The sequence below is a fragment of the Kitasatospora sp. NPDC041917 genome (genome assembly GCF_055589745.1).
This window is the reverse complement of record NZ_JBVJBI010000028.1, coordinates 17,058-37,047: the sequence shown is the minus strand read 5'-3', so window position 1 is coordinate 37,047 and position 19,990 is coordinate 17,058. Positions and strand designations below refer to the sequence as shown.

Here is a 19,990-nt window from a genome sequence, read left to right as displayed (position 1 = left end):
TGCGTTAACGTCTTCGATCAGTCCGGACGCGGCTCGCCCGTGATCCCGTCCGTGATCCCGTCCGTGATCCCTTGCAGGCCCATCTCCGGTACAGCGCGATGTCGTTCAGCCCACCGTCGGCAGCACGCCCTGGCGAGGAGAACCGCATTGACCCTCAACCCGACCGCGCAGCACCCGGGTTACCGCCGTCGTCCGGTCGCCGCGGCCGCCCTGGTGGCGGCGCTGGCGCTGACCGCGGCCTGTTCCAACAGCTCCGGCGGTTCGGGCGGTGGCGGGGGCGGATCGGCCGCGTCGCTGTCCGGCGACTGCGCCGCGTACCAGCCGTACGCCGGACACGCGGGCACCACGGTGACGATGTTCGCCTCGATCCTGAGCCCGGAGTCGGACAACCTGGAGAAGTCCTGGGCCGAGTTCAGCAAGTGCACCGGAATCAAGATCAGTTACGAGGGCTCGAACGACTTCGAGTCGCAGCTGCCGGTCCGGGTCTCCGGGGGCAACGCCCCGGACTTCGCGATCATCCCGCAGCCGGGCCTGCTGGCGCAGATGGTGAAGAGCGGCAAGGTGGTGAAGCCGCCCGCCCAGACCGTCGCCAACCAGGACAAGTGGAGCCCGATCTGGAAGACCTACGGATCGGTCAACGGCACGTTCTACGCGGCCCCGATGAGCGCCAACATGAAGTCCCTGGTCTGGTACTCGCCGAAGGCCTTCAAGGCGGCCGGCTACGAGGCGCCCAAGACCTGGGCCGACCTGATGGCGCTCAGCGACCGGATCGCCAAGGCGGGCGGCGCCAGGCCGTGGTGCGGCGGCATCGCCTCCGGAACGGCCACCGGCTGGCCGGCCACCGACTGGCTGGAGGAGGTGGTGCTCGGCTCGTACGGCGGCGAGGTGTACGACCAGTGGGTCGGCCACCAGGTGAAGTTCTCCGACCCGAAGATCACCACCGCGATGAAGACGGTCGCCGACTGGATGCAGAACCCGGCCTGGGTCAACGCGGGCTTCGGTGACGTGAAGTCGATCGCCACCACCACCTTCCAGGACGCGGGCACCCCGATCCTGAGCGGCACGTGCATGCTGCTCCAGCAGGCCTCCTTCTACGAGGCGCAGTGGCCCAAGGGCACCAAGGTCGGCCCGGACGGGGACGTCTTCGCCTTCCACCTGCCCGCGGTGAACCCGTCGATCGCCAATCCGGTCGAGGGCGGCGGCGAGTTCCTGGCGGCCTTCTCCGGCCGGCCCGAGGCACAGGCGGTGCAGAACTACCTGTCCAGCTCCGCCTGGGCGAGCAGCCGGGTGAAGACCGCGAGCGGCTGGGTCTCGGCCAACCAGGGCGTGGACAAGGGCCTCTACACCGACCCGATCGACAAGCTGTCGGCCGAGGCGCTGACCGACCCGTCGGCGACCTTCCGCTTCGACGGCTCCGACCTGATGCCGGCCGCCGTGGGCGCCGGACAGGAGTGGAAGTCGCTGACCGCCTGGTTCGCCGAGGGGCAGTCGATCCAGAAGACCGCCGCCGACATCGACGCCGCCTGGCCGCAGTAGCCGACGCGCCGGTTCGCTGCCGGCGGGAGCAACCGACGCGTCGGCTTCGCTGCCGGCGGGAGCAACCGACGCGTCGGCTTCGCTGCCGGCGCGAGCAACCGAGGCGCCGGTCCGCTGCCGGCGCACTGGGACCACCTGCCGAGGGCGGTGCGGGGCCACCCACCCGCACCGCCCGCCCCCTTCCCACCACGCCCGAAGGGACGCACAGCCATGTCCGTACCCGGATTCCCGTCACCCGTCGCCGAGTTGGCCGCGGACCGGTTGGCCGCCGGCGGGCTGGTCGCCGAGAGACTGGCGGCCGGCACCTGGAACGACGCGGCCGTCAAGTTCGGCAACACCTTCGGCGCCGTCGCCGGCTTCCTCGGCATCCTGCTGGTGGTCTTCCTGGTCGCCGGCCGGGCCCGGGGCCGCCTGGCCCGTCCGCTGGCGGTCGCGGTGTTCCTCGGCCCGGCGGTGCTGCTGCTGGCCGTCGGCCTGGTCGTGCCGCTGGTCCGCACGGTCTACCTCAGCCTCCAGAACGACGACGGCACCCGGTTCGTCGGCGGTGAGAACTTCGGCTGGGCCCTCACCTCCGACTCGGTGCAGAAGGTGCTGGTCAACACGCTGCTCTGGCTGGTGGTCGCGCCGTTGGCGGCGACCGGGCTGGGGCTGGTACTGGCGCTGCTGGTGGACCGGATGCGCGGCCAGTCGGTGTACAAGTCGCTGATCTTCATGCCGATGGCGATCTCGCTGGTCGGCGCGTCGATCATCTTCAAGTTCGTCTACGAGTCGCGCGGTCCGGGCCAGCCGCAGATCGGTCTGCTCAGCCAGCTCGCCGTCGCGGTGGGCTGGGACGATCCGCCGAACTGGCTGCTCTCGCAGCCGCTGAACACCTTCCTGCTGATGGCGGTGATGGTCTGGGTGCAGACCGGCTTCGCGATGGTGGTGCTGTCGGCGGCGATCAAGGCGATCCCGGACGAGGTCGTGGAGGCGGCCCGGCTGGACGGCGCGAGCGGGGTGCGGCTGTTCTGGTACGTCACCGTGCCGATGATCCGCACCACGGTGATGGTCGTCCTGACCACGGTCATGATCATCACCCTGAAGGCCTTCGACATCGTCCGCACCATGACCGGCGGCAACTTCGGCACCCAGGTGCTGGCCAACGAGATGTACTCGCAGTCCTTCGTGCAGTTCAACTCCGGGCGGGGCAGTGCCCTCGCGGTGCTCCTCTTCCTCGCGGTGCTGCCGCTGGTGGCCTACAACATCCTGCAGCTGCGGAAGGAGCGTGAGGTCCGGTGACCGGGACGGACGGCCGGGAGGGGGCGGCGAAGGCGGTGCGGACGGAGGGGATGGTGCGGCCGGCCGGTGCGGTGCGGCCGGTGCGGAAGGCCTTCAGCAGTCCGCTGGCCTCGGTGTTCGTGATCGCGATGACGGTGCTCTGGACGGTCCCGACGCTGGGTCTGCTGGTGACCTCGCTGCGGCCCAAGCAGGACGTGACCGCCAGCGGCTGGTGGAACGCCTTCCTCCACCCCGACCTCGGCCTCGGCAACTACCACTCGGTGCTGTTCGAGGGCGGATCCGGGGCCTCCACCGGCCTGATGCCCTTCCTGGTCAACTCGCTGGCGATCAGCATCCCGGCGACGGTCTTCCCGCTGGCACTGGCGGCGATGGCGGCGTACGCGCTGGCCTGGGTGCGGTTCCGGGGGAGCGACGCGGTCTTCTTCACGGTGTTCGCGCTCCAGGTGGTGCCGCTCCAGATGGCGCTGATCCCGCTGCTGCGGCTGTTCGCCGGCGGCGCGCACCTGGGCGCGCTGACGCTGATTCCGGCGGTGGACCTGAAGGGCAGCTACGCGCCGGTCTGGCTGGCGCACACCATGTTCGCGCTGCCGCTGGCGGTGTTCCTGCTGCACAACTTCATCGCCCAGCTGCCGCGCGACCTGATGGAGGCCGCGGTGGTGGACGGCGCCTCGCACTTCAAGATCTTCCGCTCCATCGTGCTGCCGCTGTGCACCCCGGCGCTGGCCTCGTTCGCGATCTTCCAGTTCCTGTGGGTCTGGAACGACCTGCTGGTGGCGCTGACCTTCGCGGGCGGCACGCCGGAGGTGGCGCCGATGACGGTGCGGCTGGCGCAGCTGTCCGGCTCGCTCGGCGGGCGCTGGGAGCTGCTGACGGCCGGGGCGTTCCTGTCGATCGTCGTGCCGCTGATCGTCTTCTTCAGTCTCCAGCGGTACTTCGTTCGCGGGCTGCTGGCCGGGTCGGTGAAGGGGTAGCGAGGGAGTCCTTGGTGGTGAGGGCGTTCTGAACGCGTTCAGAGCTGACTTTTGAACCTGTTCAGAATGGTCTACAGTCGGCAGCGGCCGGGGCGCCGAGAGCGCCCGCCGGTGGACCGCCCGACGGGTGGCCTCCGCATGCCCGCCGACCACTGAGGGGGACTCATGTCAGGTCCGTCCGTTCCCGCCGCGTCTGATTCGCCCGGTTCGCCCGGTTCGCTCGGTTCACCTGGCTCGCCCGGCTCCACCGGTTCGACCCAGCCGCAGGGGGCGACCGAGGCACAGGGGGCGACCGAGGCGTCGGGGGCGACCGAGGCGTCGGGGGCGACCGGGGTTCCGGGCCTGTCCGGGGTTCCGGGCCTGTCCGGGGCGGCTGGCCCGACCGAGCCGCACAACCCCTATGACGCGTACGACCCGTACGGCCCGTACCGTGCGACGGGCCCCGGCCCGCAGGGACCGCAGGGACCGCAGGGGCCGCAGGGACCGCAGGTCCGGCAAGGGCGGCCGGGCCCGGGCCGGGTTCCCGGCGCGCCCGTGCCCTCGACCGGTGCGTGGCTGCGCCGGAGCGACCCCGAACGCCGGGCGGCGGCCACGCCCGGGGTCGCCCTGGCGGCCCTGCTCACCGGCCTGCTGACGGCCTGGCTGCTCTTCGACGGCCTGGGGCCCAACCTGCTGGTGCTCGGCGCCGCCGTCGCCGTCGGGGCAGGGGTCACCGCCCGGGCGGCCGGTCGCCGGATCCGGCCCTGGACGGCGGCGTGGAGCCTGCTCGCCCTCGCCCTGCTCGCCGTTCCGGCCTGCTGGGACGCCTCCTGGCCCGGGGCGCTGGCCACCGTCGGCGCGCTCGCGCTGGCCTCACTGGCCCTGCACGGCGGCCGCCGCTGGGCGGGTGTGCTGTTCCCGCTGCCCGGCATCCTGTGGCAGCTGGTGCCCTCGGTGGTCTGGGTCTGGGAGAGCGTGGACCGGCGGAACCTGCCCGGCCGCGGCCGGATCGTCCCGGTGCTCAAGGCGCTCGCGGTCGCCGCCGGCCTGCTGACCGTCTTCGGCCTGCTGTTCGCCAGCGCCGACGCCGCCATGGCGGACCTGCTGGGCAGCCTCAGCCCGGACCTCGACCTCGACCAACTCCCGGGGCGCGGCGTGTTGTTCGTGCTCGGGTCGGCGACCGCGCTGGGCTTCGCGCACATGGCCGCCGGCCCGCGCCGCTGGGACCGCACGGTGATCCGGCCGGGCCGGGAGCGGCGCCGGCTGGAGTGGGCGCTGCCGCTGGTCGCGCTCAACCTGATGTTCGGCGTCTTCGCCGTGATCCAGGCCGTGGTGGTGCTCGGCGGTGCGGACGCCGTGCTGAGCAACACCGGGATGAGCCGCTCCGCGTACGCCCGGCAGGGCTTCTGGCAGTTGAGCGTGATCACCGTGCTCACGCTGGTCGTGGTGGCGGTCGCCAAGCGGTGGGCGCCGCGCAGCACCGCGGCCGACCGCCGGATGGCGCGGATCCTGCTCGGGCTGCTCTGCCTGCTGGCGCTGGCCGTGGTCGCCTCGGCGCTCGGCCGGATGTGGTTCTACGTGGACGCCTCCGGGCTCACCCGGCTGCGGCTCTGGGTGCTGGTGGTCGAGGTCTGGCTGGGCGCCGTCTTCCTGCTGCTGATCGCGGCAGGGCTGACCCGCCGCACCGGCTGGCTGCCGCGCGTCGTCGTCCTCAGCGGGGCGCTCACCGTCGCGGTCTACGGCCTGATGGGCCCGGACGCGATCGTCGCCGAGCAGAACGTCACCCGGTACGAGCGGGCGCTGCGGACCGACCCGCACACCGCGGCGATCGACCTGCGCAACGTCCGCCGGCTCGCGGCGGATGCGGTGCCCGCCCTGGACCGGCTCCCCGAGCCGCAGCGGAGCTGTGCGCTGCAGCTGATCGGTCAGGGCGTGGGCGGAGCGTCGAAGCCCTGGTACGCGACCAACCTGGCGGCCGCCCGGGCCCGGGAGATCCTGGCGGAGCGGCCGCTGATGGACTCGACGGCGCCCGGCCGCACGGCCTGCGACTGGGCGAGGCTGGCGTACGAGGACAGGTAGGACGACCGGGGCGGGGCCCGTGGACGGCGGCAGGGCCGGTCGGGAGCGTGCTGCTCCCGGCCGGCCCTGCGTCGTGCGGCGGCTTGTTGCGGCTGGTTGTGGCTTGTCGCGCGGTGTTGCGGTGTTGCGGTGTCATGGTGTCGCGGCCGCGGGCCGCGGTGTCGCCGCATCGTGACGGCGTCGGACTGCCGTGACGGTGTCGGAGGGCCGTGACGGTGTCAGTGCATCGCGACGGCGGAGGAGCCGCTCGGCAGGTCGCTGGCCTTGGCCTTGATCGCGAAGACCGCGACGAGCAGGGCGACGGCCGCGAGCGCGGCGCCCACGATGAAGCCGTGCGAAATGCCCTGGGTGAGCACGGTGTTGGCGGCGTCCGTGCCCGGCGGGAACTCGTGGTGCTGCTGGAGGTAGGCCAACTGCTCCGGCGTCGCGCTCTCCATGAACTTCGGCAGCTGCGCGGTGGCCTCCGCCGTGGCGTAGTGCGCGAAGACCGTGGTCAGGATCGACAGGCCGAGCGAACCGCCGATCTGCTGCATCGAGTTGAGGAGGCCGGAGGCGGCGCCGGTCTCCTCGCCCGGAACACCGGCGACGGAGAGCAGCATCACCGGGACGAAGATCAGACCCATGCCGAAGCCGAACACCACCGTGGGGCCGAGCACCCCGTCCAGGTAGCCGCTGTCCTTGCTCATCTGGGTCAGCCAGCTGAGCCCGACGGTGACCAGCAGCGCGCCGCCCGCCATGAAGGGCTTCGGGCCGTACTTGGCCTGGAGGTTGGAGGCGATCTGCGCGGCGATGATGATCGCGACGCTGATCGGGAGGAAGGAGACGCCGGCCTTCAGCGGGCTGTAGCCGAGCGGACCCTGCACGAACAGCACGACGTAGAAGAAGATGCCGAACATGGCCGCGGCCAGGCAGAGCATCATCACCAGGCCGCCGGTGCGGTTCCGGTCGGCGAACAGGTGCATCGGGGTGATCGGCTGGTCGGTGCGGCTCTCCACCACGAGGAAGGCCGCGAGCAGGATCGCGCCGGCCGCGAAGGAGCCGAGCGTGATGCCGTCCGACCAGCCGTCCGAGGCGGCCCGGATGAATCCGTAGACCAGGCCGACCAGGCCGAGTGTCGAGGTGAGCGCGCCGGGCAGGTCGAAGCGGCCCGGGTGGCGCTCGGACTCGGCGATGTAGCGCGGCGCGGCTATCGCGATCAGGATCGCGATCGGCACGTTGACGAAGAACACCCAGCGCCAGTTCAGGTACTCGGTGAGCAGACCGCCGGCCAGCAGGCCGATCGCGGCGCCCGAACCGGCGACCGCCGAGAACACGCCGAACGCGCGGTTGCGTTCCGGCCCCTCGTCGAAGTTGGTCGCGATCAGGGCGAAGGCGGTCGGGGAACAGATCGCGCCACCGATGCCCTGGAGCGCGCGGGCGGCCAGCAGCAGAGTGCTGTCCTGCGCGAAACCACCGAGCAGCGAGGCCAGGCCGAACAGCAGAGTGCCGAAGATGAACACCCGGCGGCGGCCGAGGATGTCGCCCGCGCGACCGCCGAGCAGCAGCAGCCCGCCGAAGGTCAGGGTGTAGGCGTTGATGACCCACGACAGGTCGGTGGTGGAGAAGCCCAGGGCGTCCTTGATGTGCGGAAGCGCGATGTTCACGATGGTCGCGTCGAGGACCACCATGAGCTGGGTGGCCGCGATGACGGTCAGGGTGATGCCCTTGCCCCGCCCCTGGCTCGTCCGCGGTGGCGAGTTCTTGCTGAGCGTGTCGGAGATGGCCACGAATGTGCCCCCTGCTGGCTGTGTGCTCGGTGGTGCGGTTCGGCGGAGTCGCCGGTCCGGGTGCGGCCGCGCGCCCTTGCGCGGGCCGGGAAGGAACGGGATCGTTCACTAATCGGGACGATATCCTGGCCGTGATTGTGAACGCAAGCGTTCCTTAAGGATGGTGGCGATGGAGCGGTTGGTGCGGCGCCTGGTGGCGGACCGGTCCGGTCGGTCGCGGGGAGGTGCCCCGGGGGGTTCTCCGGGAGGGCCGGCGGACTCGGCCGGCCAGGCGGACCCGGCGTCGGGGGAGGCGACTCTTCGGCCTGCGGAGGCGGACGCCGGGGCGGCGGTCACGGGGCAGGGCGTCGGAGCCGGCGCGGAGCCGGGCGGCAGGCCGGGCGCGGACCCGGCCTTCTGTCCGGTGCGGGCCGCCCATCAGGCACTGAGGCGGCCGGCGCGGCGCCGGGGGAAGGAACTGGAGGCGGCGATCTTCGAGGCCGCGCTCGACCAGCTCACCTCCGGCGGATACGCGCGGCTGACCATGGAAGGGGTCGCCAGTGCGGCGCGGACCGGGAAGGCCGCGCTCTACCGGCGCTGGGCGTCCAAGGACGAACTCGTTCTCGACGCCCTGGACGCCACTCTCCCACGCCCTTACGACACCCCCGACCTCGGGTCCGCACGGGACGAACTCCACCGGCTCGTCGAGGGGTTCACGAAGGCGATGACCTCCCGGGTGGGCTCCGCGCTCAATGCCCTGATGGGCGAGATCGACCACGAGCGGGCCGAGGTCTTCAAGGCCTTCGTCACCGACCGGGTCATCGAGCCGACCGCGCGGACCATCCTGGAGATCCTGCGACGCGGCGCCGAGCGCGGCGACGTCCGGCCCGGCGCGGCCACCCCCCTGGTGGCGGACGTCATCCCGGCGGTACTGCTCTACCAGGTCAAGATCCGCGGGCTGGAGAACATGGGGCCGGGCTTCGCCGGCCGGCTGGTGGACGAGGTGCTGGAGCCGATGATCCGGGCCTGAGGCGGCCGGTGCCGGGCGCGCGGAGCGTGTGGCCCGGCGGCCGGGCGGCGCCCGAGGAGAGCCGGGGTGGGGGTGGGGGCAGGCCGGGCGGGCCCGGAGCCCGGTGGCTCCGGCGGCGGGCCCCGCCCGCCCGTCCGTTGACGGCCCCGCCCGTCCGTCCTTCGACGGCCCCGCCCGCCCGTCCTTCGACGGCCCCGCCCGCCCGTCCTTCGACGGCCCCGCCCGCCCGGGAGGGCGGACTCGGCGGTCGGGGACCGGGCTTAGGCTGGAGGCTGCCCCCGCTGAACGGAAGACGCCATGCCCATCGTCCCCCCGACGCACTCCGTCGAACGCTCGCTCCGCCGGGCCGGCGCCAAGATCGTCGTCGGTCTCGACGAGGTCGGGCGCGGCGCCTGGGCCGGGCCGGTCACGGTGGGCGCGGCCGTCACCGGCCTGCGCAAGGCGCCGGAGGGGCTGACCGACTCCAAGCTGCTCACCGAGCTGCGCCGCCGCGCGCTCGCCCCCGTGCTCGCCGACTGGGTCACCGCGTACGCGCTCGGGCAGGCCTCCCCGCAGGAGTGCGACGAGCTCGGTATGACGGCGGCGCTGCGGCTGGCCGCCGTCCGCGCGCTGGAGGCGCTGCCGGTCGAACCCGACGCGGTGATCCTGGACGGCAAGCACGACTACCTCGGCGGCCCCTGGCGGGTGCGCACGGTGATCAAGGGCGACCAGTCCTGCATCTGCGTGTCCGCCGCCTCGGTGCTCGCCAAGGTCCACCGCGACGGCCTGATGGCCGAACTGGGCGAGGGGTGCCCGGAGTACGGCTTCGCCGACAACGCCGGTTACCCGTCCCCGGTGCACCGAGCCGCACTGGAGGAGTTCGGCCCCACCGGGCACCACCGGCTCTCCTGGGCGTACATGGACGCACTGCCGAAGTGGCGCCATCTCAAGCGCGTCCGGGAGGGTGCGGGCGACGGCCGTGGGTCCGCCGACGAACAGTTGACGCTCGGTTTCTGACGATCCGTCTGGAATTGCCCCGGGAGGGGGCGGCAGGAGAGCGGTGCCCAATGGGTGGGGCGCCCGTGCGCGTCCGACCGGCATTTGATAGATATCCGGGTATGCCTGTCTTCCCCGAGGAGCCGGAGATTCACGAGAGCATCCCGGGCCCCGGCGTTCCCTTCCCCCGCGAGTCGGACGCACAAGCCCCCGCCACCGCACCCACCACCACCGTCGCCGCCCCGGCCCCGGTGCCCGGCCCCCGTCCGGCGCCTCCGCGCCCGGCCCCGCCGCGCGCCGCCCGTCCGGGCCCGCCGCGACTGATCCCCAAGCCCGGGCCGGCACCACGCCGCCCGGCCCCCGCCGCACCGCAGGTGGAGGTCCAACGGATCGCCGCCACCCCGGCGCGGGCCGTGGAGCACGCCGACGAAGCGGTCGACCTGCTGTTGGAGTCCGGCCGCGATCCGGGCGACATCCTGGTGCTGACGGTCGGCGAGGCCCACCCGTGGCAGCAGCACGAGCTCTCCTTCGGTGAGGAGCGCTACTGGGCGCAGCTCGCCGAGGGCGGTGACGTGTTCTACGCGGACGCCGCGCTGACCCGTCCGGTCACCCGCGAGGTGGTCGTCCTGGTGGTCAACGGCGGACCGTCCGCCCGGGCCGCCGAGGCGTACACCAAGGCGCTCGGCCACGCGGCCGCGCTGCTGGTGGTCTGCGGCGACGCCGGCCCGGCTGCCGTGGGCGCGGCCGGAGCCGCGCCGAGCCGTCCGGTCAAGGCCTGACCACAGTCGTCCACCCCGGGCCCGGTGCCGTCGTACGGTGCCGGGCCCGCGGTCCGTCCCACGGCGCTCGGGGCCGGTGCCGACGGCCGGCGGCCGTCGGTCGGCGGTCGACGCCCCGGTGGGGCCGGTGGCCCGTGCGGACTCAGCCCGTGCCGGTGCGGCGCGTCGGTTCGGCCGCTGCGACCCGCGCCGCTGCCCACGGGGGCTCGGACTTCGGGGAGCGTGCCGCGTCCTCGCCGCGCTCGGCCTGGTCGGCGGTCTGTTGGCGGGTGCGGTGGTTGCGCGGGGCGTCCAGCGCCGAGCGCGGCGGCAGTTCCGTCACGGTGTGCACCGGCCCGTCGGCCCACGAGCCCGCGTGCGGGTTGCGTCCGCCCCGTCCGTCCCCGAGGACCTGCCAACCCGCCGGGGTGAGCCCGATGTACGCGCCGCAGCGCAGTCCGTGGAGCGCGGACGCGTCTCTCAGTGCCCACATCCAGGCGCCGTCCTGCTCCGTCCAGCCGGGTGCGCCGTCGCGGCAGCGCAGCAGTACGGCCGTCCGGGCCGGCTCGGACCGTCGCAGGTCGTGCGGAATGATCCGGCGCAGGTGCGTCAGCAGCGCGTTGCGGTGCTGCCAGCCGTCGGTGTCGTGCGGCCAGGGGGTGAACGAGGCCGAGGCGGCGAGGCGGTGGAGCGCGTCCACGACGGCGACCACGACGGTGCCCGGCTGCGGCAGGTGATGCTGGTGCAGTTCCAGGACGAACTCGCGGGGGTCGCGCAGCAACGGGATCCCCGAGGCGGTCCAGGTCTCCAGGTCCAGCACCCGTCTGGGTTCCGGACTCCCGGAGAAGGGATTCTGACCTCGGTCGATACCGTTGATCACGATCCTCCTTCCTGGCCCGTGGGCAGGCGGGTGCCTGGGTACGCCGAAGGGCGGGGCCAGCGGACCGGGTTTCGGGTACCTCCCAATTCTCAGGGCATCGGGGGCGGAGCGGCAATGATGAAAAGATGAACGCCACCCGATAGCCCATGGTCTGCCGGATATGTTCCACAGCGGACCGAGTACCGAGCAGGCGCCTCCGGGCCTTGATCCACAGCGCCCTGAGGGCAGGGCGAACCGTCGTCGGCATGGTGAGCACTCCTTTCCCGGATCGTTCGGCCGGTGTGATCGAAATCGCTTCGCCTGATCCTTTCTGTTAGGCCATTCGGGTGAGTGGGTGGGCTTCGTCGACGGCCTTCCGCCGTCGCGTCACCCCTGCACGGCCAGTACCAGCGGCAGCACCGCGCTCGCCCCCGCCCGGCGCAGCAGCCGGGCGGCCACGGTGACCGTCCAGCCCGAGTCGACGAGGTCGTCCACCAGGAGCACCGGTCCACCGGCGGCCGCCACCGCCTGCTCCACCTCCGGGGGCAGGACCAGCGCGCCGGCCAGCGAGTGCAGCCGCTGGGCGCTGTTGCTGCGGGCACCGTGCGGGGGCAGCCCGCCGGCGTAGTCGATCCCGCCGAGCAGCGGCAGCCGCCCGACCTCGGCGATCCGGGCGCCCAGGCTGCCGACCAGTCGCGGCCTGGTCGAGGAAGCCATCGTCACCACGCCGACCGGCCGCTCCAGCCGGGCGCCCTCCGTCGTCGCGGGCCCGGCCCAGCCGCCCGGACCCCGGGCCCAGTCGGCGAGCACCGCCACCAGCGCGTCCACCGCCTCGCCGGGCACCGGCACGTCCGGCGCCTGCTCGGCGAGCAGGGTGCGCAGCCGGGTGCCCCAGCCGATGTCGGACAGCCGGCCCAGCGCCCGGCCGGTCTCCGCCTGTTCGCCCGCGGGGATCCGGCCCTTGAGCGGCACTCCCAGCGAGTCCATCCCGGTCGGCCACAGCCGGCGCGGCTCGAAGCTCACGCCGGGGCGGCCGAGCGCGGCCCGGGCGGCCGCCAGCGTCTCCGCGGAGACGTCCGGGGTGTGCAGCGGCCCCGCGCAGTTGTCGCACCGCCCGCACGGCACGGCCTGCTCGTCGTCCAGCTGGCGGCGCAGGAACTCCATCCGGCAGCCGGTGCCCGCCGCATAGTCGCGCATCGCCCGCTGCTCCGCCTCCCGGGAGGCGGCGACCTTGGCGTAGCGGGCGCCGTCGTACGCCCAGCTCTGCCCGGTGGCCGTCCAGCCGCCCTTGACCCGGCGGACGGCGCCGTCCACGTCGAGCACCTTGAGCATGGTCTCCAGCCGGGCCCGGCGCAGATCCACCCGGGGCTCCAGGGCGGCGGTGGAGAGCGGCCGGCCGGCCTCGGCGAGGGCGTCGATGGTGCGGCGCACCTGCTCCTCCGGCGGGAAGGCCAGCGAGGCGAAGTAGCGCCAGATCGCCTCGTCCTCGCGCCCGGGCAGCAGCAGCACCTCGGCCCGGTCCACCCCGCGCCCGGCGCGGCCGACCTGCTGGTAGTAGGCGATCGGCGAGCTGGGCGAGCCGAGGTGCACCACGAAGCCGAGGTCGGGCTTGTCGAAGCCCATGCCGAGTGCGGAGGTGGCGACCAGCGCCTTGACCCGGTTGGCCAGCAGGTCGGCCTCGGCGGTGCGGCGCTCGGCGTCCTCGGTACGGCCGGAGTAGGAGGCCACCGGGAAGCCGCGCTCGCGCAGGAAGGCCGTCACCTCCTCGGCGGCGGCCACCGTCAGGGTGTAGACGATGCCCGAGCCGGGGAGCCGTTCGAGGTGGTCGGCCAGCCAGGCGAGGCGGTGGGCCGGGTCGGGCAGGGAGAGCACGCCCAGGGTGAGGCTCTCCCGGTCGAGCGGCCCGCGCAGCACCAGGGCGTGCTCGTCGGTGGCGCCGGTGCCGAGCTGTTCGGCGACGTCCGCGGTGACCCGGGCGTTGGCGGTGGCGGTGGTGGCCAGCACCGGGACGCCGGCCGGCAGGTCGGCGAGCATGGTGCGCAGCCGGCGGTAGTCGGGGCGGAAGTCGTGCCCCCAGTCCGAGATGCAGTGGGCCTCGTCGACCACCAGCAGGCCGGTGGAGGCGGCGAGCTCGGGCAGCACCTGGTCACGGAAGTCCGGGTTGTTCAGCCGCTCGGGGCTGACCAGCAGGATGTCGACCTTCCCCGCGGCGACCTCCTCCTGGATCGCGGCCCACTCGTCGCTGTTGGCCGAGTTGATGGTGCGGGCGTGGATGCCGGCCCGGCCGGCCGACTCGACCTGGTTGCGCATCAGGGCGAGCAGCGGCGAGACGATCACCGTCGGCCCGGAGCCGCGGGCCCGGAGCAGGGCGGTGGCGATGAAGTAGACCGCGGACTTCCCCCAGCCGGTGCGCTGGACGACCAGGGCACGGCGGCGGTCGACCACGAGGGCCTCGATGGCCGTCCACTGGTCCTCGCGCAGGGTGGCTCCGGGGCCGGCGAGCTCGCGCAGGACGGCCTCGGCCCGCGCCCGGACCTCGGCGCGGTCGGCGGTGGCGGTGGTGTGGGTGTCGGGCTGCTGCATGGCGTCCATGTAACCCCGTACCGCTGACAAGCGACGAATGCGGGGGAGGGGAAGCGGGGGAAGGCGGGGTGTATTTCATCCGCTGATCCGCTGAACGGCAGACAAAATCCACCCGTGGGAGTGAGTCTTGCCTACTCCGAATGAGCGAAGGAAAATTCGGGGGCGGGGTTATCCACAGGAAAAAACTCGGTTCCGGTGTCGTCCGAGGATTGCGTCCACTCTTGCGGCCATGAACGCGATGAACAACGAACACGTCATTCTGTCCCTCGGTCCGGCCTCCGACCACCGGTCGGTCGTCATGCGCGGCCCGGCCGACATGGCCGAGCTGCTTCCGTACTTCCTGGGCTTCTACCCGGACGACAGCATCGTCGCGGTCGGGCTCCACGGCCCCGGCCTCCACCAGGGCGGGGTGATCCGGGCGGACCTGCCGCGGTCGCCCGCGCAGTGGCCGGCCGCGGCGGAGGAGACGGCCGCCCTGCTGGTCGCCCTCTCCGAGCGGCACGGCGCCCGGCCGCTCCAGGTGCTCCTCTACCTCTGCCAGGATCCCGGCACGGCCCACGTCCCTCCGGTGGTGGACGGGCTGCGGCCACTGGCGCAGGCCCTCCGGGCGGCCTTCGGGCGCCGGGGCGTGGCCGTCAAGGAGTCGCTGTGCGTCTCGGACGGCCGCTGGTGGTCCTTCCTCTGCCGCGGCGACGGCTGCTGCGACGCGGCGGGCAATCCGGTGCGGCGCAGCCCCGACCCCGGTCCGGCGGCCGCCGCCGCGACGGTCGCCGGCCTGGTGCCGCGCGGCAGCCGGAAGGCGATCATCGGCGGGCTGGAGCCCGTCGGTCCGCCGGATGCCGTCGCCCAGCGCGACGCGCTCGCCCGGGCGGAGGCCGTGGACGCCCTCGCCAGGGAGCAGCGCATCGCCCTGCTCGACCAGGCCGTCGCCGAGTTCCGGGCCGGGGCCGGGGAACTCGATCCGGACCGGACGGCCCAACTGCTGCTCGCCCTGCGGGACCGCCTGGTACGGGACCGCGGCGTCGAGTACGCCCGGCCCGACGAGCTGGCCCCGGCCGAGCGGCTCTGGCGTTTCCTCGCCCGGCGGGCGGTGCCGCCCTACGAGGGCTGCGCGGTGGCCCCGCTCACCCTGCTGGCCTGGACGTCCTGGGTTGCGGGGGACACGGCGACGGCCCGGGTCGTGCTCGGCCACGTCCTGCGGCTCGCCCCGGGCTACCTGCTGGCCGAACTGCTCTACGAGTCGCTCAACGACGGCATGACGCCCCAGGGCCTGTTGGCCGCCGTCGAGGCCCAGCGGCGGCGGCGCGAGGAGCCCGAGGCCACGGCGGCCCCGGTCGACGAACCGCGGCCCCCGGCCGGCGGAGCGCCGAGCGCCGAGGGGTCACCGCCCGCTCAGGAGGTGCCGTCCGGTGGCGCGGCGGCTCCCGGGCCCGCCGCCCCGGGGGCGGGTGCGGCTCCCGGTGAACGGCCCGGGCGGTCCGCCGGTGGCCGACGGCATCGGCGGGGCGGTCGCCGGAAGGGCTCGTCCACGGCACCGGCACCGGCCGATCCGGGGCCGGGCGCGCCCGACGGCCCCGACAGCACGGAGCCGGGCGGTGGCGCCGCCGGGGCGGTCGCCCTGCTCCCGGCGCCCGGACGGGTCGATCAGCCCGGGCACACCCGGGCGGCCGGCGAGCGGTCCGCCCGGGGCCTGCGGCTCGGCCGGGCCGCGGCGTGCGCGCCCGCCGCGGTCCGGACCGGCCTCCACCGCTGCCGGGGCGTCCGGCGGGCGGGGAGGGGGAGCCATCGTGCGTACTGAGCCGCGCGGCACGGCGGCGCCGGCCCGCAGGCGGCTACGCCTCGCCGCGCGCCATCCTGATCAGGTGGTCCAGCACCTTGCCGCCGCTCAGCCGAAGGCCGTCGTGCTCCCACTCGTTGGTGATCCAGGCCCGCAGGCCGCGCACCGCGCGCGCGGTCTCCAGCGAGTCGGCGGTGTCCACGTACATGTCGTCGTGGTACACCGCCGCCACGACCGGCACGGTGTTGGCGGCCAGCCGCGCCCGGTCGTACAGGTCGGGCCAGTCGGTGCGGGCGGCGAGCAGGTCCGCGGTCTCCTTCAGCGGGCGCAGCGCCGGGTCGGTGTCGAACATCCAGGGGTAGATCATCTCCCCGGTGAACAGCACCGGCGCGTCGGACTCCAGCGCGGCCCGGGCGTCGAACTGCGGGAACTCCTTGCGGACCCGCTCGGCCGCCCAGGCGGTGCCGCCCTGGTCCACCGACCGCTGGCCGTAGATCGACTCGTGCAGCACCGCGTACAGCGGACCGCCCGCGAAGGAGAGCTGGGCCTGGGCGCCGGCCAGGAAGGTGTCGGAGAGCTCGGGCCCGGCCGCGCCCTCCACCCAGGCCTCCTCCAGCAGGTAGTGGAGCGTGCCGGACCCGTTGCCACCACCGAGCAGCAGGCCGAGCAGCTGGAACGCCTCGACGGTGAGCAGCCCGCCGTCCGGCAGGGTCGCGGGGGAGTCGGCGAGGTGGGCCGCGATCCGGCGCACCGCCTGGACGTCCTGCGGGAACCGGGCGTAGTGGTCCTCGTTCTTACGGACCACCCGCGGGTAGGCGGCGCGGTAGACGTCGTCGGCCGAACTGCCGAGGCCGGCGAGGCCACCGGTGATGAAGGCCTCGGTCAGGCCCTCGGGGGCGATGGAGAGGTAGGTGAGGGTGCAGAAGCCGCCGAAGCTCTGGCCGAGCACGCTCCAGCGCCGGTCGGCGCCGAGCAGCCGCTCGCGGATCAGCTCGGCGTCCCTGACGATCGAGTCCGCCCGGAAGTGGGCCAGGTAGTCCGCCTGCTCCTGCGGGCCGCCGCGCCGGGCGAGGGTCTGCCGGGTCGCGGGGGTGGACCGCCCGGTGCCGCGCTGGTCGAGCAGCAGCACCCGGTAGTCGTCCAGAGCGCGCTCCAGCCAGGAGTCCCGGCCGAGCGGGCGGGCGGCCTTGCCGCCGGGACCGCCCTGGAGGAAGACCAGCCAGGGCAGGTCGTCCCGCTCGCGGCCTGTGGCCACCACCTCGCGGGCGTACACCTCGATCTGCTCGCCCTGCGGGGCGGCGTGGTCGAGCGGCAGCTGGAACACGTGGTCGGTCGTGACAATCCCGGGCAGCCGGCTGATGGTGGACATGCAACTCCTCGGTCTCTGCTGGTCACAGCGATGGCGTCGCGGTTCACGGGATCACCGGGTGCGGGGGCCGCGACCCCCGCACCGTATCCTGGCGGCGGTCGAGCACCGGTTCGACCGCCCCGCCCGTCCGATCGGACGGCCGAGCCCGACCGGCGGACGGCCCGAGCCGGCCCCGGCAGCGGCCCGGACGGTGGGTGCCGGCCCCGGAGGGTGGACGGTGACGTGCCCGCAGCGAGGCCCCGGTGACGATCCGACGGAAGTGGTACGACCGCCGAGCCGAGCCGCCCTGACCAGCGGTGCAGCGGCGGGGCGTGACCTGGCGGCGGTGCGCGGCGTTCACCCCCGGGGGCCTGCACCCGGTTCGGGCGGGCCGATCGGGCCGATCGCCGGGCGATGCGGACCCGGCCGCCCGGGCACCGGCAGCGCTGGGTGACCGCGTGCGGCGCCACGACCGGCCGCCGCCACGGGACCGCACGGCCCGGAGGGCGCGGGCCGCGGGGGAAGGGTGTCACCGGCAGGCCGGGGCGCCGGACCTGACGGCGTGCCGGGCACGGCGGCGAGCCCCGGAACGAAGGCGCGGCGCGCCGGTACCCACCCGGTACCGAGCACCGCATGGCACGACCCACCACCGGGTACGGCCAGACACGGCACATCCGCCGACGGGACGGCCCCGCCGGCCCGGCACCACCAGCACGCGATCGAGCACGCTCGCGGCCCACCGGCCTGACCCGGCCACCGGACCGCCGAGGGGAGGAGAGTCCGGTGACCGCCATGAGGCCACCACAGGCCATGCCGGCCGAGAGCGTGGTCGGCGCGCCGCCCAGGCCGATGGGCCGCCCCGACCAGGCCCCGGTGGCCGGGCCCGCGGGCGCACCGGTCGGCCCGGGCCGACCCGCGGCCCCGCCGCGCCCGCAGCCGCCCGCCGTCCACCACGCGGTGATCTGCGTCAACGCTCCGGCGATGGCCGCCTCCGGCCCCGACGGCCAGCTGCGCGGCCACGGCCTGCACGGCTTCTACCGCAACGGCGTCCGGGTGCTCGCCCGGATGGAGCTGCGGCTGGGCGGCATGGAGCCGCTGCCGCTCCAGGGCACCCTGACCAGCACCGCCCAGGCCCGCTTCCTCGGTGCGGTCCGCGTCCCCGGCGACCTGGACCCGGACCCGGCGCTCACCGTCGAGCGGCTGCGGCACGCCGACGGCGTGGAGACCGTGGTCGTGCGCAACACCGGTCCGCGGCCCGCCCGGCTGCCCCTGGAGATAGCCCTCGGCACCGATCTCGGCCCGGTCGCCGAGATCGCCGCCGGGCACCGCCAGCCCGACCTGCCGGGCCAGGTGCAGTCCGCCGGGCTGCGCTGGACGGGGTCGGTGCACAGCGCCGTGGTCAGCGCCCAGCCCTCCCCGCACGCCGTCCTGGCCGGCGCCGGCGTGCTGCGTTGGGACCTGGAGGTCCAGCCGGGCGCCCGCTGGTCGGTCGAGCTGCACACCGAGCTGGAGAGCGCCGTCGGCGGCCCGCGCCCGCCGGGCGGCCGCGGCACCGGAGCCCCGCTGCCCTGGTCCGAGCCGGAGGTCCGCAGCGACGACGGCCGGGCGGCTCCGCTGGTCTCCCGCTCGCTGGACGCCCTCGGCGGGCTGCTGTTCGCCGACCCGGACCGCCCGACCGACCTCTACCCGGCCTCCGGCGCGCCCTGGCGCTTCGGCCTCGCCCCGGCCGACGCGCTCTGGGCCGCCCGGCTGACCCTGCCGCTCGGCACCCGGCTGGCGGCCGGCACCCTCCGTGCGCTGGCCCGCCGTCAGCAGCTCGTCCCCGCCCCGGGCCGCACCGAGGGCCTGCTGCCCGGCGCCCTGCGCCACGGCGGTCCCGAGCTGCCGCCCACCTGCACCGCCACCGAGGCCACCCTGCTGTTCGTCACCGTGCTGACCGAGGCCTGGCGCTGGGGCCTGCCCCCGGCGGAGGTCGCCGAGCTGCTCCCGGCCGCCGAGCGGGCCCTGGCCGCCCTGCGCGAAGGCCTGGTCGACGGCTTCGTCACCGACCTGAGCCGCCCGCGGGAGGAGCGCTCCGCCCACCCGGTCGCCGCCCGCGCCGAGGTCCAGGCGCAGGCCCACCGCGCCGCCCTGCACGGGGCCGAGCTGCTGGAGGCCTTCGGCAGGCCGGGCGCCGAGGACTGGCGCGGCTGGGCCGCCGCGCTGCGCGGGCGCTTCCGCGAGCGGTTCTGGATCGACGACCTGTCCGGCGGCCGTCCCGCGGCCGGGCTGGCCCCGGGCGGCCAGCCGCTGCCCGCCGTCGCCTCCTCCCTGGTGCACCTGCTGGACACCGGGCTCGCCGTCGACGGCGGCCGGTACGAGAGCCTGCTGGACCGCGAGCAGACCCGGCTGCTCGCCCAGCGCCTGGTCGCGCCGGAGCTGGACAGCGGCTGGGGCCTGCGCACGCTGAGCGCCAAGTCCCCCCGGTTCAACCCGCTGGGCCACCGCGGCGGTGCGGTGCGGGTCCACGAGACGGCCCTGGCGATCGCCGGACTGGCCGAGGCCGGTCACGAGAACGAGGCCGGCACCCTGCTGGAGGGCCTGCTCGCCGCGAGCGCCCACTTCGAGGGGCGGCTGCCGGAGATGTACGCGGGGGAGCAGCGCACCCCGGGCTGCCCGCCGGTGCCGCACCCGGCCGCCTGTCGCCCGGCAGCGGTCTCCGCGGCCGCCGCCGCGCACGCGGTGTTCGCCCTCGCCGGGGTCCGGCCCGACGTCCCGGGCGGCCGGGTGCTGGTCCGCCCGGCCAGCACCGCACCGCTCGGCGAGCTGGAGCTGACCGGCCTGCGGGTGGCGGGCGAGCCGTTCTCCGTCCGGGTGAGCCGGATCGGCGTGGCGATGGTGGAGGAGGCGTCCACGGACCTGCAACTCGTCGCCCGCTGAGCCGCCGCGGGGGCTCGTGCCCCCGCGGCGGTGACACCGGGTCACCGGCGCCGCGCCTGCCCGTTCCCGGTCCCGCGCTGGACGGGTGCGAACCGCACGGGGCCCGTGCGGGGCCCCGGCCCTGCGCGGTCCCCGCGCGGGCCTGTGCTTATC

13 protein-coding genes are annotated in these 19,990 nt (G+C 74.7%); 9 read left to right on the top strand and 4 right to left on the bottom strand.

The genetic code is table 11. The features are described 5' to 3' along the window. Positions 1 to 147: 147 nt before the first annotated feature. From ACZ6EM_RS28195 to ACZ6EM_RS28180, 4 genes are all read left to right on the top strand, one after another. A complete protein-coding gene (locus tag ACZ6EM_RS28195) occupies positions 148 to 1,536 on the top strand; it encodes an ABC transporter substrate-binding protein (protein WP_465773530.1) in 1,389 nt (462 codons plus the stop codon). A 210-nt stretch (positions 1,537 to 1,746) separates the two neighbouring features. Continuing rightward, on the top strand, positions 1,747 to 2,814 hold the full coding sequence (locus ACZ6EM_RS28190; RefSeq protein ID WP_401055178.1) for a carbohydrate ABC transporter permease: 1,068 nt from the start codon (positions 1,747 to 1,749) through the stop codon (positions 2,812 to 2,814). After that, positions 2,811 to 3,785 (top strand): carbohydrate ABC transporter permease, encoded by a 975-nt coding sequence (locus ACZ6EM_RS28185; RefSeq protein ID WP_465773529.1) that lies wholly within the window; start codon positions 2,811 to 2,813, stop codon positions 3,783 to 3,785. Before ACZ6EM_RS28190 ends, ACZ6EM_RS28185 begins: the two co-directional genes overlap by 4 nt. A gap of 534 nt (positions 3,786 to 4,319) precedes the next feature. Beyond that, positions 4,320 to 5,843 carry a DUF4153 domain-containing protein gene (locus ACZ6EM_RS28180; protein WP_465773528.1) on the top strand — a complete coding sequence of 508 codons (1,524 nt, stop codon included), beginning with the start codon at positions 4,320 to 4,322 and terminating at the stop codon, positions 5,841 to 5,843. Between the two features lie 218 nt (positions 5,844 to 6,061). Here the strand turns inward: ACZ6EM_RS28180 and ACZ6EM_RS28175 are convergent, their stop codons facing one another. Further along, on the bottom strand, positions 6,062 to 7,609 hold the full coding sequence (locus tag ACZ6EM_RS28175; protein ID WP_380633448.1) for an MFS transporter: 1,548 nt from the start codon (positions 7,607 to 7,609) through the stop codon (positions 6,062 to 6,064). A gap of 403 nt (positions 7,610 to 8,012) precedes the next feature. On the opposite strand from ACZ6EM_RS28175, the gene ACZ6EM_RS28170 reads away from it, so the two are divergent. The 3 genes from ACZ6EM_RS28170 to ACZ6EM_RS28160 all read left to right on the top strand — a co-directional run bounded on the left by ACZ6EM_RS28170 (position 8,013) and on the right by ACZ6EM_RS28160 (position 10,372). Continuing rightward, on the top strand, positions 8,013 to 8,618 hold the full coding sequence (locus tag ACZ6EM_RS28170; RefSeq protein ID WP_359912705.1) for a TetR/AcrR family transcriptional regulator: 606 nt from the start codon (positions 8,013 to 8,015) through the stop codon (positions 8,616 to 8,618). A 297-nt stretch (positions 8,619 to 8,915) separates the two neighbouring features. Further along, complete coding sequence (locus tag ACZ6EM_RS28165) at positions 8,916 to 9,614, top strand: ribonuclease HII (RefSeq protein ID WP_380540118.1); 699 nt, start codon at positions 8,916 to 8,918, stop codon at positions 9,612 to 9,614. Between the two features lie 101 nt (positions 9,615 to 9,715). After that, positions 9,716 to 10,372, top strand: a complete 657-nt coding sequence (locus ACZ6EM_RS28160; RefSeq protein WP_452177376.1) for a hypothetical protein — start codon at positions 9,716 to 9,718, stop codon at positions 10,370 to 10,372. Between the two features lie 142 nt (positions 10,373 to 10,514). On the opposite strand, the gene ACZ6EM_RS28155 is transcribed toward ACZ6EM_RS28160, so the two are convergent. Both ACZ6EM_RS28155 and ACZ6EM_RS28150 read right to left on the bottom strand, forming a co-directional pair. Further along, positions 10,515 to 11,171, bottom strand: a complete 657-nt coding sequence (locus ACZ6EM_RS28155) for a hypothetical protein (RefSeq protein WP_465773527.1) — start codon at positions 11,169 to 11,171, stop codon at positions 10,515 to 10,517. 426 nt (positions 11,172 to 11,597) lie between these two features. Continuing rightward, entirely contained in the window at positions 11,598 to 13,793 is a 2,196-nt protein-coding gene (locus tag ACZ6EM_RS28150) for a RecQ family ATP-dependent DNA helicase (RefSeq protein ID WP_380540110.1), read from the bottom strand. A 229-nt stretch (positions 13,794 to 14,022) separates the two neighbouring features. On the opposite strand from ACZ6EM_RS28150, the gene ACZ6EM_RS28145 reads away from it, so the two are divergent. Further along, positions 14,023 to 15,591 carry a DUF4192 domain-containing protein gene (locus ACZ6EM_RS28145; RefSeq protein ID WP_465773526.1) on the top strand — a complete coding sequence of 523 codons (1,569 nt, stop codon included), beginning with the start codon at positions 14,023 to 14,025 and terminating at the stop codon, positions 15,589 to 15,591. A gap of 34 nt (positions 15,592 to 15,625) precedes the next feature. Here the strand turns inward: ACZ6EM_RS28145 and ACZ6EM_RS28140 are convergent, their stop codons facing one another. Continuing rightward, complete coding sequence (locus ACZ6EM_RS28140; RefSeq protein ID WP_401051031.1) at positions 15,626 to 16,939, bottom strand: alpha/beta fold hydrolase; 1,314 nt, start codon at positions 16,937 to 16,939, stop codon at positions 15,626 to 15,628. A gap of 771 nt (positions 16,940 to 17,710) precedes the next feature. On the opposite strand from ACZ6EM_RS28140, the gene ACZ6EM_RS28135 reads away from it, so the two are divergent. Then, entirely contained in the window at positions 17,711 to 19,837 is a 2,127-nt protein-coding gene (locus ACZ6EM_RS28135; RefSeq protein WP_465773550.1) for an amylo-alpha-1,6-glucosidase, read from the top strand. Positions 19,838 to 19,990 lie beyond the last annotated feature (153 nt).